Genomic DNA, 15,801 nt, shown 5'->3' with positions numbered 1-15,801 from the left:
TTGAAGGTAGTAGCTATTATTCAAGCAAGAATGGGATCAACAAGGTTACCAGGGAAAGTCATGAAGGAAGTTTTAGGTAAACCTCTTCTTGAATATCAAATTGAAAGAGTAAGAAGGTCCAAATTAATTAATAAAATAGTTGTGGCAACAACTACAAAGGAAACGGAACGGCCAATTGTTGATCTATGTGAAAGGTTATCAGTAGCCTATTTTCGAGGTGCGGAAGATGATGTATTAATGAGATTCTTTGAAGCATCCAGTAAATATGAAGCCGAAGTAGTGGTTCGACTTACATCAGATTGCCCACTAATCGATCCTAATGTTATTGATAAAGTCATTTATGAATACCTATCGAAAATAAGTCTGTACGATTATGTTTCAAATACGATTGAAAGAACTTATCCACGTGGTTTAGATATTGAAGTATTCTCAATGAAAGCATTGGAGCAATCTTATCGAGAAGCAAGAGGCACCGTTTATCGTGAACATGTTACACCGTATATTTACCATCATCCAGATAAATTTAAATTAGCATTTGTTAAACATCATATCGATTTAAGCTCTTTTCGCTTAACCGTTGATACGGAAGATGATTTAGTGCTGATTAGACTATTAATTAATAGTCTTTATGAAAGGAATAAAAAGTACTTTACACTCGAAGATATTATTTATTTGTTACAAGATAAACCAGAGTGGGTATTAATAAATTCCCATATTGAACAAAAGGAAGTATCGAAAAGTAAAATATTTAATTCAGAATTAGAGGATTAAATATGAATGTCTTTATTCGTGTTGATGCCTCAATAGACATTGGAATAGGCCATGTAATGAGATGTTTAACTCTTGCAGGAAGATTAAGTAAACAAGGCAACATTGTCAGTTTTATTTGTAGAGAACATACCGGACATTTATGTGATTTTATCGAAATAAACGGATATAAAGTTTTAAGACTGCCAGTTTCTAAAGTGAATTTGAAAATTCCAAATTACACGCAACACTCTAAATGGTTAGGTGTTCCATTGAGTGTTGATGCAATACAAACAAAAAATTTACTAAGGAAAAGCTTCGTTGATTTGTTAATTGTCGATCATTATGCAATTAACGAGATCTGGGAAGGAAGTCTTAGAGAAATTTCAAATAAAATTTTGGTAATTGATGATTTGGCGGACCGTAAGCATGATTGTGATTTTTTAATAGATCAAAATTATTTTGAGGATTATCCAAGTCGTTATCATTCTCTTGTACCACCACATTGTAAAACGTTTTTAGGACCGTCTTACGTCTTGTTAAGAGATGAGTTTTATGATCAATGGAGTGAGCAGAAGATACGAAGTGGATCTGTGAAACGGATTTTAATTTTTTTTGGTGGAATTGATCAAACGAATGAAACTGGAAAAGCACTAGCCACTTTCTTAAAAATGGGTCGTAATGACATCCAAGTAGATGTTGTTGTTGGTCGGTCTAATCGTCATAAAACAGAGCTTGCATCGATTTGCAATCAGTATGATTATCTACATTTTTATTATCAAGTGAATAATATCGCCGAATTGATGTGTCAGGCTGATCTTTCAATTGGAGCAGGTGGAACAACTACCTGGGAACGGTGTTATCTTAGTTTGCCTTCTATAGTGTGGAGTGTTGCAGATAATCAGGTGGAAATTTGTAAAACTCTAGGGAGAAAGAAGATTATCAAATATTTAGGGGAAAAGGAAACACTTGAGCAGACATTTTTAACGCAACAATTGGAAAACTTGATAGGCAATGAAGTTGAACGAAATGAAATGTCAAGGTTTTCCTATCTTATTATGAAAGATAATATTGTAAACCAACAAACGATGATAAAAGAAATAGTGAGATTGGATGAATAGTATGGATTATTGTTTAAGGGCATTATCTGAAAAGGATAAGGAAATGATCTTTAACTGGAGAAATTCGGAGCATATTCGTATGAACATGTACAATGATCAACCAATTGCCTATGAAGATCATAGTCGATGGTTTGAAGATATGCTGAATAATCAAAGGGATTATTATCGACTTTTCATTTATCAACACAAACCATTAGGTCTCATCTCTTTTAAGAATCTTAACCAACAAAATCAAACGTGTGTCTGGGGATTTTATATTGGTGAAATCAATGCACCTAAAGGCTCTGGTACGATAATGGGATGTTTAGGAATAGATTACGCCTTTCATTGTTTAGACATGAGAAAAATTATTGGTGAAGTCTTATCATTTAATAAAAAAAGTGAAAGGTTTCATCAAAAATTAGGATTTAAGCATGAGGGGCTTTATAAAAATAAACTTAGTAGAGAAGGGCAGTTTATCGATGTAATCAGTTTTGGGTTACTAAAAGAAGAGTGGGAAATGCATAAAGGGAAATTAAACTTGAATTTTACAGCAGAGGCGTGATCACATGAATGATATTAATCTAGCAGGAAGATTGGTTGGATCTAATCATCCTCCTTTTATTATTGCGGAAATGTCAGGAAATCATAATCAATCTTTAGAACGTGCCTTAGAAATAGTTGAAGCTGCAGCTAAAGCTGGCGTCCACGCATTGAAAATACAAACCTATACTGCGGATACAATGACCTTGGATATAGATAATAAAGATTTTAAAATTGATGATAAGAATAGTTTATGGAATAAAAATAACCTCTACAAACTTTATCAACAAGCCTATACTCCGTGGGAGTGGCATAAGCCAATTTTTGAAAGATGCAGAGAATTGGGACTCATCCCCTTTAGCACTCCTTTTGATGAAACAGCCGTTGACTTCCTAGAAGAGTTAAATATATCTATGTATAAAATAGCCTCGTTTGAAAACAATGATATCCCCCTCATTAAGAAGGTTGCTTCCACAGGCAAGCCAATGATTATATCTACAGGTATGGCAACTCTGGCTGAGTTAGATGAAACTGTTCGTTCGGCAAGAGATGCTGGGTGTAAAAATATTATTCTTTTAAAGTGTACGAGTACTTATCCAGCTACACCTAAAAATACAAACATATCGATGATTCCACACATGCAAGAGCTTTTCGGATGTCAAGTAGGGTTATCCGATCATACGATGGGTATTGCCGTTTCTGTGGCAAGTGTTGCACTTGGGGCGACTATTATAGAAAAACATTTTACTACATCTCGAGCCGATGGTGGTGTAGACGCTGCTTTTTCTATGGAGCCGAGTGAAATGCAGGCTTTAGTAGTAGATACTGAAAGAGCCTGGCAAGCTTTAGGACATATAACTTACGGGCCGACTGAAGAAGAGCAAAAATCCATGAAATTTAGAAGATCAATCTATATTGTAAAAGACTTAAAGGCAGGAGACGTTTTGACAAAAGAAAATATAAGAGTCATAAGACCAGGTTATGGCTTAGCACCTAAATATTACGAACATTTATTGGGGAAAAAGGTAGATAAGGCAATAAAAGCAGGTACCCCTGTGGATTGGAGTATTTTATAGTATTTGTAAATAGGAAATAAAAAAATGTCCTTGCAGGCAATATCGATTCAAACAGTTTTACTTTTGCTAGTTTAAATTCCTGACGAATCAAATATGATATATAGAGGTGGGGTTTTTTTTGCCAAAAGTTACAGTAATATTAACAAGTTTTAATAAACAAGAATATGTGTCGGATTCTATTCGTTCAATTTTAGACCAAACTTTTCAGGATTTTGAATTATTTATTATGGATGATAATTCAAATGACGAAACTATAAGTGTTATTGAACAATTTTTAAACGATGAAAGAGTAAAATTTTTCAGGAGTGATATTCAAACAATCGAGGAAAGGGTAGAGAAAACAAGATATGCGGTTTTAATCAATAAAGCACTAGAATTAGCACAGGGAGAGTATGTTACTTATGCTACGGATGATAATGTTCACCACAGAAGGAAAATTGAGAAAATGGTAGATTACTTAGATAAACAGCCTAAAGCAATGGTAGTATACTCAGCATCAAAAACTTTTAATCTAGATGAGAAGGGGGAAATTACAAACCACATTGTTAGACCCGCAAAAACAGTTTCATGGGTTGCTTCTTGTATGACTGACCATTGTTCCATTATGCATCGAATGTCCATCCTTCCTAAAATAAAAGAATTCTTTGATTCATATTGGGATGAGGATCCTCAATTTTATAGAACAGGAGATGCTAGATTCTTTTGGAGAATCAATCACTTTTGGCCATTTTATCCCATTAATGAGATTTTAGATTTTAATTATATAACTCCTAAATCTATCCATGCTCAATTGTTTAATGATACCCCAAACGAATTTTCAAAATTGTTACCAGAACAAAGAACTTGTAAAGAACTAAGAGAATCTATTAGAGCCTATAGACGGAGGGAAGGAGGATGAGCACCTATTTATCAAACTATTGGACTCTATATCAGGAGTTTGTTGAAACATTTAATCATTTAAAATTCAGGGAAGTCCCTATTGTATTGTTAACTAATTTTTATCAGCAAATTGATAATGAACTTAAAATCAAAATGGAGAATAAAGAATTTCAGGAAAATTTAAAAACACCTGAATTAAATCAGGAGAGGATACAACCGTATTTTGATAAAATGCTTGAAAAAATCAGAGTACCTTTAATGATTAAGACTAATAATGGAAAGATTTTAATTAATTCTGATTATACTCGAATTCCTGAACTAACTTATAATAAATTGTTTAATCCCAATGAAACGATTATTCTTTCTCGTTCAAAAAGTTCACATATTTTTGGGATTCCTAGCGAGAGTATTGCGAAATATGAAGAGAAAAATACTAAGGATTCTGAAGAAATTGTAAAAAATGCTACCTCCTTATTTGCAAAATTTAGAAGTCATCCGGCATTTGGTAATGAATTCTTTCAACAGACATTTCTAAATCGAATACCATTAATCGTGAAAACCCTTAGTACAGTATTTAACCTTTTTGATAAACTTGATATTTCCTCTATCGTTGTGGGGACCACTGAAGATATGCTAAGCAGAGCTCTTTCTATCGTTGGTTCAATGCGAGGTATCAAAAGTATCTGTTTACAGCACGGGATATTAATGGGGGAAGAAGCATTTATGCCCGTTTTTACAACAATAGTAGGGATCTATGGTGATTATGAAAAAAGATGGTATTCGCAAAGAGGACTACCAATAAATCGAATATCAGAATTAGGTCATCCTAAATTCGATGAGATTTTTACAAATTCTATAATAGACAAAAAAACCTTTTTTAATAAATATGATTTTGATCCAAATAAGCAAACCTTATTAGTAATTACTGGGCCACAACTAGATTTTATTAAATTCGAAACTCTAATTAAGAATATTTTAGACAACCCAAATTTCCAAATAATAATAAAACCCCATCCGTGGGAGATGGGAAAGAAGAAATATGGAGTATATTTAGAACTTGAAAAAAAATACAAATCAATAAAAGTTTATACTTCAAGAGAAAATAACCTATACGAATTAATTTCTCATGTCGACGGGGTGGTTTCTTCTTTATCTACAGTCGTTTTAGAAAGTATATTACTTAATAAACCTGTGTTTATTTATAACTTCTTAAATAGTAATCGATCATATGATTATTTCGACAAATTAGGTGATTATATACAAACAGACCCTAATCAACTGACCAAAGTTGTGAATGATTATTTTATTTCTAGCGAGCATAAGGGGATATATGAAAATATTAGAAACCTGTACTTATCCGATTCTTATAACGACGGATTTTCCGGGAAGAAATTAATCGATTTAATTAAAAATTTTAACATGTGAGTGCACGATGTAAGTAAAAATCTAAACAGAATATCTTTAATGCACCCTTACATGTATCAGGCAAACTACCCACTAATGTATATATTAGTTGCTTTTTATTTGAGACACATATAATATCCAAAGGTTGATAATAAGCCGGTAGTTACTATAGGTGTGGTATGGATCAATGTAATGCTGGAAATAGATCTTGTTAGCCAAGTAATGTTCTATTACAAGAGTGGAATGTATGTTACTCTCGAAGAGTAATGGTTAATTATTACTGTTACTGCTAAATAAGATAAAGTGAACTTTTTCTCCCACTTCTAAGGAGGTTTTTTGTCACTTTTAGGTAATGTTCTTGTTGACAGGGGTTTATCTCCTATTGTAGTTAGGGGCTCAAAAATCAAAGTGTTAACCTTTGTGGTCATGGTAGGGCGCTTTTTTTTTAACTCTTACATCGATCCGAAGTTTTGCAGACATTGTGAATTAGTATCTAAAGGGTAAAATTTCTTTTATTGTCACACTATCAATAGATTACTTTTAGTTTGGATAAGTCTTATGTAAACTAAATATTTTTTTCAACACAAAAAGGCAGTCTGTCTTCCCTTCTTACAACCTCTTTATTATATTTCCACTGTTAATAGAATAGTTGAACAGGATCTTCGTAAGATTAAAAACTGCATAAACATTAAGTGTGGATAATAACACGGAAAAAAACCACGTTCAACTCTCGAATGTGGTTTTTTTTCTTTTCTTTTCCATTTGTAGACAGGGATGCTTGGGGTATCGTTCTCTATATTGGATAAGCTGTTCCAACAAAAACAATGGGACCGTTAATTTCAGCTGCAGAATCTGGGGACAGTACGGGATCGATTTGTGCAGTCAATTCATAAGTGACAGGCCCCATTCCAGGAGAAGTATCTACATCTAAAATGGAGCTCAAATATGGAGTTTGCTCATCAGTATCAGCACTAATTCCATCATAACCTTCCCAAATAATTGGTCCTCCGACTCCCCTGCGGATCCTAAAAATTATCACGAGATTAAAAAAGTTAGGTGAAATCATCGCTAAACCAGCAAAGTTAGGTGAACTCCACCCTACTAGACCCCGTAATTCTACCACTGCATTTTGGGTGATAGTGACAGTAAGGGTTGTAATTGGGACTTCCACATTGGTCACTGTTATTAATCCCGGAGAAGGTATGCTTGCCGGGTCGGAAAAAGAAAAGCCCACGACTCCAGGCCCTTGAACGCCTTGAGGCCCTTGATTACCTTTAGCGCCCTGAGGCCCTTGATTACCTTGAACGCCTTGAGGCCCTTGATTACCTTTAGCGCCCTGAGGCCCTTGAGGCCCTTGATTACCTTTAGCGCCCTGAGGCCCTTGATTACCTTGAACGCCTTGAGGCCCTTGATTACCTTTAGCGCCTTGAGAACCTTGAGGTCCTTGAGCGCCCTGCGGACCCTGCGGACCCTGATTACCTTTAGCAGGTACATTCACTTCAACGTTTTGCTCTACCTTTTGTTCTTGTTTAGATTCGCATTTGCATTTACTATGTCCGCAATCCTTACATTTTTTATCCTTACCCAATTTTGTATCCTCCTTTTAAGGGACATAACATTATACTATGAATAGAGGAAATCACTAGATTGGACAAAATCCGATAAAAAACGCCTAATTATTAAAAATATTGAACATTTTTAAATTCTTGGGCAAATGCTTATATTCACTAGACTAATTCACACTTTATCCAGCCTTTGTTACCCAGCCAATAAAGACAATATTTAAAATGTTCATTTTAATACAGTATTTTATCCAGAGTACTACCTAGAATAAATCTTATGTAAACTAGATGTTTTTTTTATTAAAATGTGTCTATCGTCCCTTCTTACACCCCCTTGATTAAATCGACATATCCATTTTGTATAGCATAGTCGAGCAAGATCTTCGGTTTAAACCGAGTTTGTTCTATGTTATTTACGATTGAAATCCTTTTGCACACAGCTAAATCCATTATTTCTGGAGGTTCAATCATAAACTATTCGTTATTATGGCATATAGATTCCATTAGGAATCTATATGCCTTGTTCAACTGCTTGTAATCTTTGTACCAGAAATCTAAAGTTTTTAAGACTCAAAGATTGACTATCATTAACTGTGACCAATTTTGTTAGAATAATGACTAAAAACACAAAAAACTCCTCTTTCAAACGTGTATTTTTCTATTTGCTTTAAATACAATGTGCAGACATGATTTCTGGGGGGCATCGTTCCCTATACTGGATAGGCTATGCCAGCACAAAAACAATTGGATCATTGATGTCAGCTGTATAACCTAAGGACAACGTGGAATCGATATGTGCCTTCAATGCATAAGTGACATGCGCCAATCCAACTGAAGGATCTACATAGAACTTGGACCTCAAATATGCTGATTACTCATTAATATTAACACCAATCTCATAATGACATTCCAAAATATTGGTCCTCTGGTTCACCTGCGATTTGAGGGTTTTAATTGAGGCTACTATTGCTCACTGTTGTATAGGAGTAGGCAAAAATATGCTTGCCGGTTTTGAAAAGGCATAATCCAATTTTCCTTTAGCCGCGGTTGCTGCCGTGGCTTCTGTTGCCCCTGCAGGTAGGGGGTTACATCCACTTAAACGTTTGGGCTCCCCCTTTTTGTTCGTGTTTAGATACACATTTGCATTTGTTTTTATTTACTATGTTGTAATTCTTACATTTTTTCAGGTCGGTTTACATTCACTTCAACGTTTTGCACTACCTTTTGTACGTTACATCTGCATTTTCTATGTCCGCAATTCTTACATTTTTTATCCTTAGGCAATTTGGTATCCTCCTTTTAACAAATATTACTGTATCTTATGAACCTAGAATTAATTGGATTGGATAAAAACGCCTAATTTTCAAAAACATAGAACATTTATTGAAACTCTGAGTATGTGCTTAAAATTCACTAGACTAGGTCATTCTTTATTCAGATTTTGTTACCAGTCTAAATGTCGGGATATCATTAATAATGAAGCCTACCGGACTCTAGCCTTTTGGCAGTATTCAATGCATTCATGATATTTTGGGTATATATGGCCACATTCAGTCCATACATGGAATCATTGACCATATTAATTACTTCATCGAACTCATTATAGGGAACGATTGAAACAACTGGAGCAAATGTTTCAGGGCAAGAAACGGCCATATCATTTGTGACATTCTGTAAAACCGTTGGTGTGAAGTTGGACCCTCGCGTTTACCACCTAGCCCCATTTTAGCGCCTTGCTAAATTGCTTCTTTAACCCATGACTCTATTCGTTCCATTTCTTTACGATTAATCATTGCGCTTATATCGGTTATTTCTTCCATCGGATCACCGATTGTTAATTGTTTTGCCTGTTCTATAAAGCGCTCTAAATGTTCATAAATGGATTAATGAACATAAATTCTTTGCAGTGAAATACAAACTTGACCTGCAAAAGCAAATTCACCTTCTAAGCATCGCGGAATAATTTTTTCCAGAGGAACGTCTGGTTCAATAAGTAATCCAGAATTGGAACCCAGTTCTAACGTAACTTTTCGCAAACCTGCATCTTCTTTAATCAGCTTGGCTCCCCTACACTTCCTGAGAACGTCACTTTTTTTACTCTTTCGTCTGTAATAAGAGCATCACTTAGCTCTCTTCCATTTCTTTTGAAAAGCACCGTCTGGTAGTCCGGCTTGCTGGAAGATCTCAGCAATCAAATACGCACTTAAAGGTGTTGTTTTCAGGCTTCAAGACAACCGTGTTTCCGGCGGCAAAGCATGGTCCTAATTTATGGGTGGCTATATTCAGCGGGAAGTTAAATGGGCTATGGCCACCACAACACCTAATGTCTCCCTCCAGGTAAACCCTAGTCTATTTTCACCACCAGGTGCGGAATCCATGGGAATGGTTTCCCCAGAAATCCTTTTCGCCTCTTCTGCTGCAAATTGGTATGTAGCGATGGTCCGGTCTATCTCTCCACGTGCTACTCGAATAGACTTACCAGCCTCAAGTACCCAAAACGTGAGCTAACTCTTCTCTTCTTTCATGATGGGTTTGAACAACATCAAATAAAGTCTCTGATCGCTTATAGGAAGGCATCTCTTTCATCGTTTCATAAGCTGCCTGTGCCCCTTCTAAAGCTTTTTTGACATATGCTTCGTCCGCCATACTAATGTTACCTATAACATCTCTACTATAAGGGGGAATGAAGTGTATAGGTTCTATCTTTTGTTTCCCATTTACCATTAATGAATAAACCTTTTGTCTCCATTCAGCGCCTCCTTACAGGGTCATTCTTGTGGATAATAAATCAAAAGTAATTTCCTTACCCCCTACCGAGGTAGGCAACTTTTGACACTAAGTGAAAAGGAAAACAGTGGATAATTAATGATGATATATTAGGGGAATATGAAAGTATATATCTCAACCATAAACCTCGTTAGAATATATCGTTAGAATGGCCTATAAATCTAGGACAATGTCAGGGTGTCCTAGATTTATAGGCCATTTATCTCCGAAAAAAGTAATATGATTTTGGATAAATGGCAGATTATTTTTTCTTCTTCCCTTTTTTCAACGGTAAATGGCAGATTATTTTTTCTTCTTCCCTTTTTTCAACGGTAAATGATAGATGTTTGCATGATCAATCATTTTTTTGGCCAAAGTGGCTGCGTCCTCTTTTTTCATGGATTGTTCCCTCCCGATTGTCTTTTTATTCATCTTGGACAGGCTTTTCAAAAGTTATACATGCTTTCCTAGCCTCTCTCATATAAATAGAATTAGCCAGGGACTAAATGACAGTGTCCTAACTTTAAAATAAGATTAGGAGGGGAAAAACATGTTAAAAGAAAAGTTGAGATCCACCCGATCGGATAAAAAACGAGATGTTAGGCCAACAATTCCTGTTACGCTAAAGGAATGCATCTACCGGATTTCCTATATCACGAATACACCGGTTAAAGATGTGTGTGTGGATATATGCGAGGCGGGTGTGGTTTCGAAGAAGGTCATGGAGCATATGTCCGTCTATTTCCGTCGTCAGATTTGGTTGGATCAAACGTTATATAGGGGAGACTTAGCTAATGCCTCAATCAAGAGTGAAATTCCAGCCGGACGGAAGGAGCGAATTACCATGCGGTTTTCCCAACGGTCTTTTGAGAACATTAGGACCCTAGGCTACGCGTTGGATGTCACACCGACGACGGCTGTTGCCTTACTGCTGGACGCCAGTGTGAAAAACTCGGATTTCATCAATGAGTATGTCCGGATTTTTTTAAGCAAACACGTGGATGAAGGTAGAATGAGGGAGCTGAAACAGGTCATGAAATTCATCAATAAAAACAATCCTTATGAGGAACAGGTATCCTGGAGCGCAATTACCTCGTTTATAGTGGATGAAATGAAAACCGGGACCAGCAATTTATCGCAATCAATCAATGGGTGGCTGGATAAACTGAAATAAGTAGTACGTTTATGTTCTACTAGGACTGGTTTATATAGCTTTTTATAGAAATTGATATTGTGGTATTTGGTGTCGGTTTGATTTACTCTTTTTAAACATCATTGATCAAGTCTTAAGCCTCTTCCATATTGTTGCTTTAAAATAAAGTTTGATCAAATTAATACTAATAACCTTGATAAACGATCATAGAAAAGAGCGTGTTCTGAAAAAAAGTTTGATCAAAACACGCTCTTAATATATTCAATTGAATCATGTCTTTTATAAAAGTTAAAGATCATTTCTGTAATCCTTCCTCAATTAAAATGCTCGTTTGTTTAATATGAATTAGGGTAACAGTTAAAGCGTTCGGAAACTCATGAATTAAGGAAACTTTTTACGGCAGTTAAGAAGGCTGGTAAATTAGCATCATGCACATGGTGCCCCGCATCCACTATCGTCACCAATTCGCAGGTCGGAATAAGCTCTGAAACTTCCTGCAATTTGTTTTGAGAAATATGGCTGGACCCACCGCCTATGATAAGAGTCGGTATGATAATTTCTGTAAGGCGCGCCCACCATTCGGGATTGGGTTCATTAAGTTGCCGTAGAATCGAAGGAACAACCAGCCAATCAAACGGTAATGGATCAGAAGGTTTGGAAGGAACTTCGATCGGTTTATCCGGAAAAGGAGGAGGAGTGTCTTCAACAATCAACCGTTCTATCCTTGACGGAAATGTTTCCGAGAAAAGATAGGATACTGTTCCCCCCATGGAATGACCAATTAGCGTAAACTGTCCCAAATTCATAGCGTTCGCAAAATGAAGCAAGTCATCGCACATCAATTCAAAAGTGTATGTACTAGTTCTCGCACTCCCGCCGTGCCCCCGTTGATCTAGAGCTAAAACGCGGTAATTTTCTCCTAATACAGCAGCCACTTGATCCCATGATTTTGCACTTTTCCCCAGCGCGTGAAGTGCAACAATCGGTGGTGCAGAAGGTTCCCCACTCTCGCGATATTGAAAAGTGAGTCCATTCAATTCAATTTGATTCACTCGTGTTTCCATCTCTGATCATCTCCTAGGGTGAGTTTCGTCATTAGAAACCCTATTATTTAATGTACATACTTATATATTTCAGCGAATATGAGAATATTCCCTTCTTAAACTCTTCTCCCCTTTCGTTCCCTGCTCATCTTCCCCCTGTAATCAAGATAGTTCATCTACTGTAATCGTTACTTTTTTAAAACGTAATGAGAGTTCAATAGAAAGCCAAAACTCCCTTTTTCAATAAAACCATTTTTTGCCGCGTAACCCCTTGTCGAGCCAGTAATTTCTTCACTAAATATAAGCATAATCTACCATCGCAAATCATGTTCACTTAACAAAAAAGTCATCTATTAGGAAATTAAATTCCTGATAGATGACTTTTGAAAATTTCATTTGATTATTAAGATAGAAATCCATATTATATCAAGATAGTTTCATAAATTAAATGCAAGAATTTTACTGCATAAAAAGATATAGTGTCTGAAAGTGAGTACTATCATCAATAGTACAATAGATTGTGTATAATTATCCCCTTCAATGTCCCCTCAATCTATCAATATAGGGATGAAAGTATTCAATCTTAATGTTCTTTCATCCTTTACTTGTCAAGCTCCATTTCTTTTTTTAACCGATCTACGAAATTCTCATTGATATAATCTCGGACAAATTTGTCCTTTTTCTCCAAATCGATGTCTTTTCTGAAAAATCCAATTCGCTTCAGGCGCTGATCGTCAGGTAACTTGGTCCAAGCCTGGTTCGCTTCTTCTTCCAATGTGCTTTCAACTTTCCTTTGAATCACCATGGCTTGAAAACTTTGATTCTTTTTTTCTTCTGTTGACGGTGGTTTTGGTAAGCTTGTGATTAATTGTTTATATTGATTTTTCAGCTCTTCAATTTGACTGGCAGCCAACTCTTCATAGGTTCTTCTAACTTCCTCGGATATCTGCTTTTTTATGCTCTCTATATCGTCTACATGTGGTGTCGGTTTGTTCTCTTTTACGGGAAACGGACGTAATTCAAAGTGATTGGGGAGATCTCTTGATATGGCGGAAAGAGCCCACTTCTCCCCCCTTCTTTTTTTGATGAATATTGCAATTTTCAAATCCAAATCATCGTATATCTTCTCTTTCGTTTCCATCGTGCGATTGATGTAATGAATGCTGCTCTTTTCCAAACGTTTAAACCAGCCATCGACAGTATTGATATGTACATGCTGATTATCGAAAACTTTGTTCAGCTCTTCTACAAAATCGCTTATTCTCCAATGCCTATTTTCTTTCATGTATTATCCCTCCCCTTTTTTAAGGTGCAATTCTTTATGTATTTCTTTTAATAATCATAAAATGTGTTCCACATGTATTTAGTGGAGTACATATTGTGTACAACATATACATAAATGGTAGAGAACAATCCATATATGGTCCACTAATATCTTTATCATACTTTCTATCTTAATATAAAGAATAAAGAAATTAAAATAAAATGGGTTGAATAAAATGATTCAGATACTCTAAACTAAAACTTTTTACTCCAATTGTAGACTACATGCTATATATAGACCACAAAAAATGAGTGGATTATCGGTTTGTGTAGTTTAGTTATGGAGTGTTGACCATAAGTGGTGCATAAAAATAGCGTTATTCTTAGTATTAGACATCCTGTCCTGTTATTCCTCTATATTTGTGGGGGAGGGGGGCGAGACCTAACATATTTTTGGTGATTTTCTATAAAGGGATTAAGAATATAGGGAATTTCAAATCTAAAGTTTCCTCTGAAACTTAAAATTGACTTAAAAAACCCCCCATCTATGGATGGGGGTTAATCGTCATCTTCGTCGAAATTTAAGAATGTTTTCTGGGTAAAGCTCTGAATCATGGCATTGGTCTTGAAAACAGGCTCTTTTTCCTCCACTGGATCTTTAAGAAGTTGCTTATCGAAATCAAGTGGGGTAGTGGGCTTTGTCACTACCTGATAAAGAAGCTGACTAATCAATGCCTTCGTATTGGGGTGCTTCACCCATTCTTTTTGATCGGCAGTTAAACCCTCGGGTAGGGTAATGGATATTTGAGCATTATCTGCATTACCCAGGGCTTTTTGCGAAACGGCCTCAACAAAAATAGGGGCAATTTCACTGCTGAATTTCCGGCCCAATTCATTCTTCTTTTGGGTTAGATAGTCTACAACATGTAAAGGGGTATCAGGTGGCAAGCGAAAAGAGACCGTTTTTCCAGGTTCAAAGCGTTCAGTCATGGAAAATCACTCTTTGATTAGGGCTTGTTTTTGTGTGGAAATCCCTTTACTTTGCAAATACATCAACAATATCTTGAAATATGCACGGGTAATCATCCAAATGCTATCATCTTCAGATACAAAGCGAAGAGGGTAGTTCTTTTCAGATTGATTCAATTCAGATAGATAGGGCTTCAATACAAGCGAACCCCCGCCAATTTGATAAGCAAGTCGGGTATCTGGGACATTCCGCCACATATCCTTAATCAATTTATATTCCTCTTTTGCGAGAATGGATAGTTCCTCATCGATGATGTCCTTGATGGAAACCCGATTTCCATTTACCCAGATATGATATTGTTCTTCAGGTTGCTCATTTGTAATGATTTCGACCAGGGTCCGACGGCTTTTAATCGTGTATTTGAATTTTGTATACACTTTGCGAATGATGTTGTCAAGATAGGTAGAAACACCTTTCTTGATACCGTTACTGTATTCGTTATCAACCTCTGCTTCAGCTGAAATGATGGCAGAGTCTGTAGAAAGGCCACCGATATCATTTATTAAGAGGGTTTTTCCTATCAAATCCTCATTTTTGGTGGATCCATCATTGTTTGTTGTTAAATCAACGAATGCTGCAAAACCTTCTGTGTTGACAAGCACTTGTTCAAATTTAATCCGGACGATTTTACCTTCCAAAGATGGTGTTTTCAGGAATTTAACCTCATGCTGTGAACTTTTCAGTTTTTTTCTGAATTCTTTGGCTTTACCTTGTTTAGTTTCGTCAAGGGGCAGGCCGGTAGATAAATAATAAGAAGCCTCGATCACGCCATCTTCTTCTGTGAACTGCCCGACAGCATCATAGGCAAGGGATGTTAAGAGCATGATAACGGGCTGATCGCTATCAGCTTTATCTTGGTCTGGAGTCAATTCATCGTTATTCGGATATTTGGAAGCCAATTTTCCAACGGCAAAACTGCCATTTTTATTCTTCAAAGCAGAAGAAGTAATTTCTACATGCAAGGCATTCAGAGGGTTCTTTTCCATTTCTACGATTTCTCGGTCTTGTACATTTGCAATAACATTCGGTATGTAAAGGCGGGTTTCAAGGTCTCCCAAAAAACCTTTTACTGCATCATTACCTATATCAATTGATACGAATCTAGCCATATTAGTAAGATTCCTCCTTGGTATTTTTGGATTTTCATTCTACATTCATTGTCATTGTATGCAATTTGCATACAAATGTCAAGAATGCATACAAATTGCATGCACTTATCGCTAATTAAATCTAAT

The 15,801-nt window shown here is 36.1% G+C and carries 14 protein-coding genes and 2 pseudogenes; 7 read left to right on the top strand and 9 right to left on the bottom strand.

The features are described 5' to 3' along the window. The 6 genes from ACQKMR_RS17290 (at window position 1) to ACQKMR_RS17265 (ending at window position 5,770) form a co-directional block, all read left to right on the top strand. The gene (locus ACQKMR_RS17290) at window positions 1–771 is read left to right on the top strand and encodes a cytidylyltransferase domain-containing protein (protein ID WP_427698396.1); all 771 of its coding nucleotides are present in this window, start codon (window positions 1–3) and stop codon (window positions 769–771) included. A 2-nt stretch (window positions 772–773) separates the two neighbouring features. Then, window positions 774–1,868, top strand: a complete 1,095-nt coding sequence (gene pseG, locus ACQKMR_RS17285) for a UDP-2,4-diacetamido-2,4,6-trideoxy-beta-L-altropyranose hydrolase (protein ID WP_427698395.1) — start codon at window positions 774–776, stop codon at window positions 1,866–1,868. A 1-nt stretch (window position 1,869) separates the two neighbouring features. After that, complete coding sequence (pseH, locus tag ACQKMR_RS17280; protein WP_427698394.1) at window positions 1,870–2,412, top strand: UDP-4-amino-4,6-dideoxy-N-acetyl-beta-L-altrosamine N-acetyltransferase; 543 nt, start codon at window positions 1,870–1,872, stop codon at window positions 2,410–2,412. A 4-nt stretch (window positions 2,413–2,416) separates the two neighbouring features. After that, complete coding sequence (pseI, locus tag ACQKMR_RS17275) at window positions 2,417–3,466, top strand: pseudaminic acid synthase (RefSeq protein WP_427698393.1); 1,050 nt, start codon at window positions 2,417–2,419, stop codon at window positions 3,464–3,466. Window positions 3,467–3,584: 118 nt separating this feature from the next. Beyond that, window positions 3,585–4,364 carry a glycosyltransferase family 2 protein gene (locus ACQKMR_RS17270; RefSeq protein WP_427698392.1) on the top strand — a complete coding sequence of 260 codons (780 nt, stop codon included), beginning with the start codon at window positions 3,585–3,587 and terminating at the stop codon, window positions 4,362–4,364. Beyond that, a complete protein-coding gene (locus ACQKMR_RS17265; RefSeq protein ID WP_427698391.1) occupies window positions 4,361–5,770 on the top strand; it encodes a hypothetical protein in 1,410 nt (469 codons plus the stop codon). The genes ACQKMR_RS17270 and ACQKMR_RS17265 overlap by 4 nt, the downstream gene beginning before the upstream one ends. Window positions 5,771–6,542: 772 nt before the next feature. Here the strand turns inward: ACQKMR_RS17265 and ACQKMR_RS17260 are convergent. The 5 genes and pseudogenes from ACQKMR_RS17260 to ACQKMR_RS17240 form a co-directional block, all read right to left on the bottom strand. Next, window positions 6,543–7,337 carry a hypothetical protein gene (locus ACQKMR_RS17260; RefSeq protein ID WP_427698390.1) on the bottom strand — a complete coding sequence of 265 codons (795 nt, stop codon included), beginning with the start codon at window positions 7,335–7,337 and terminating at the stop codon, window positions 6,543–6,545. A gap of 1,444 nt (window positions 7,338–8,781) precedes the next feature. Next, window positions 8,782–8,967, bottom strand: a complete 186-nt coding sequence (locus ACQKMR_RS17255) for an aldehyde dehydrogenase family protein (RefSeq protein WP_427698389.1) — start codon at window positions 8,965–8,967, stop codon at window positions 8,782–8,784. A gap of 80 nt (window positions 8,968–9,047) precedes the next feature. Beyond that, window positions 9,048–9,347, bottom strand: a pseudogene (locus ACQKMR_RS17250) (aldehyde dehydrogenase family protein). A 148-nt stretch (window positions 9,348–9,495) separates the two neighbouring features. Beyond that, window positions 9,496–9,749: pseudogene (locus ACQKMR_RS17245) on the bottom strand (aldehyde dehydrogenase family protein). 46 nt (window positions 9,750–9,795) lie between these two features. Next, window positions 9,796–9,957 (bottom strand): aldehyde dehydrogenase family protein, encoded by a 162-nt coding sequence (locus ACQKMR_RS17240; protein ID WP_427698388.1) that lies wholly within the window; start codon window positions 9,955–9,957, stop codon window positions 9,796–9,798. 670 nt (window positions 9,958–10,627) lie between these two features. On the opposite strand from ACQKMR_RS17240, the gene ACQKMR_RS17235 reads away from it, so the two are divergent. Beyond that, window positions 10,628–11,251: a hypothetical protein gene (locus ACQKMR_RS17235; protein WP_427698387.1), complete on the top strand. Its 624-nt coding sequence runs from the start codon at window positions 10,628–10,630 to the stop codon at window positions 11,249–11,251. A 353-nt stretch (window positions 11,252–11,604) separates the two neighbouring features. Here the strand turns inward: ACQKMR_RS17235 and ACQKMR_RS17230 are convergent, their stop codons facing one another. The 4 genes from ACQKMR_RS17230 to ACQKMR_RS17215 all read right to left on the bottom strand — a co-directional run bounded on the left by ACQKMR_RS17230 (window position 11,605) and on the right by ACQKMR_RS17215 (window position 15,675). Further along, window positions 11,605–12,294 carry an alpha/beta fold hydrolase gene (locus tag ACQKMR_RS17230; protein ID WP_427698386.1) on the bottom strand — a complete coding sequence of 230 codons (690 nt, stop codon included), beginning with the start codon at window positions 12,292–12,294 and terminating at the stop codon, window positions 11,605–11,607. 580 nt (window positions 12,295–12,874) lie between these two features. After that, window positions 12,875–13,558: a MerR family transcriptional regulator gene (locus ACQKMR_RS17225; protein WP_427698385.1), complete on the bottom strand. Its 684-nt coding sequence runs from the start codon at window positions 13,556–13,558 to the stop codon at window positions 12,875–12,877. A gap of 536 nt (window positions 13,559–14,094) precedes the next feature. After that, the gene (locus tag ACQKMR_RS17220; protein ID WP_427698384.1) at window positions 14,095–14,526 is read right to left on the bottom strand and encodes a hypothetical protein; all 432 of its coding nucleotides are present in this window, start codon (window positions 14,524–14,526) and stop codon (window positions 14,095–14,097) included. A gap of 6 nt (window positions 14,527–14,532) precedes the next feature. Continuing rightward, entirely contained in the window at window positions 14,533–15,675 is a 1,143-nt protein-coding gene (locus ACQKMR_RS17215; protein ID WP_427698383.1) for a ParM/StbA family protein, read from the bottom strand. Window positions 15,676–15,801: the final 126 nt, after the last annotated feature.

It is taken from the genome of Peribacillus sp. NPDC096540, from assembly GCF_050278525.1.
Lineage (GTDB): Bacteria > Bacillota > Bacilli > Bacillales > DSM-1321 > Peribacillus.
Note: the sequence above shows the minus strand (reverse complement) of the source record. Positions and strands in the feature narration are given on the sequence as shown.

Excerpts from the sequence above, each read along its gene's own strand:
- pseG (WP_427698395.1), top strand. The coding sequence starts at position 774 with ATGAATGTCTTTATTCGTGTTGATGCCTCAATAGACATTGGAATAGGC.
- pseH (WP_427698394.1), top strand. The coding sequence starts at position 1,870 with ATGGATTATTGTTTAAGGGCATTATCTGAAAAGGATAAGGAAATGATC.
- pseI (WP_427698393.1), top strand. The coding sequence starts at position 2,417 with ATGAATGATATTAATCTAGCAGGAAGATTGGTTGGATCTAATCATCCT.
- ACQKMR_RS17265 (WP_427698391.1), top strand. The coding sequence starts at position 4,361 with ATGAGCACCTATTTATCAAACTATTGGACTCTATATCAGGAGTTTGTT.
- ACQKMR_RS17255 (WP_427698389.1), bottom strand. The coding sequence starts at position 8,967 with ATGGCCGTTTCTTGCCCTGAAACATTTGCTCCAGTTGTTTCAATCGTT.
- ACQKMR_RS17240 (WP_427698388.1), bottom strand. The coding sequence starts at position 9,957 with ATGGCGGACGAAGCATATGTCAAAAAAGCTTTAGAAGGGGCACAGGCA.
- ACQKMR_RS17235 (WP_427698387.1), top strand. The coding sequence starts at position 10,628 with ATGTTAAAAGAAAAGTTGAGATCCACCCGATCGGATAAAAAACGAGAT.
- ACQKMR_RS17230 (WP_427698386.1), bottom strand. The coding sequence starts at position 12,294 with ATGGAAACACGAGTGAATCAAATTGAATTGAATGGACTCACTTTTCAA.
- ACQKMR_RS17225 (WP_427698385.1), bottom strand. The coding sequence starts at position 13,558 with ATGAAAGAAAATAGGCATTGGAGAATAAGCGATTTTGTAGAAGAGCTG.
- ACQKMR_RS17220 (WP_427698384.1), bottom strand. The coding sequence starts at position 14,526 with ATGACTGAACGCTTTGAACCTGGAAAAACGGTCTCTTTTCGCTTGCCA.
- ACQKMR_RS17215 (WP_427698383.1), bottom strand. The coding sequence starts at position 15,675 with ATGGCTAGATTCGTATCAATTGATATAGGTAATGATGCAGTAAAAGGT.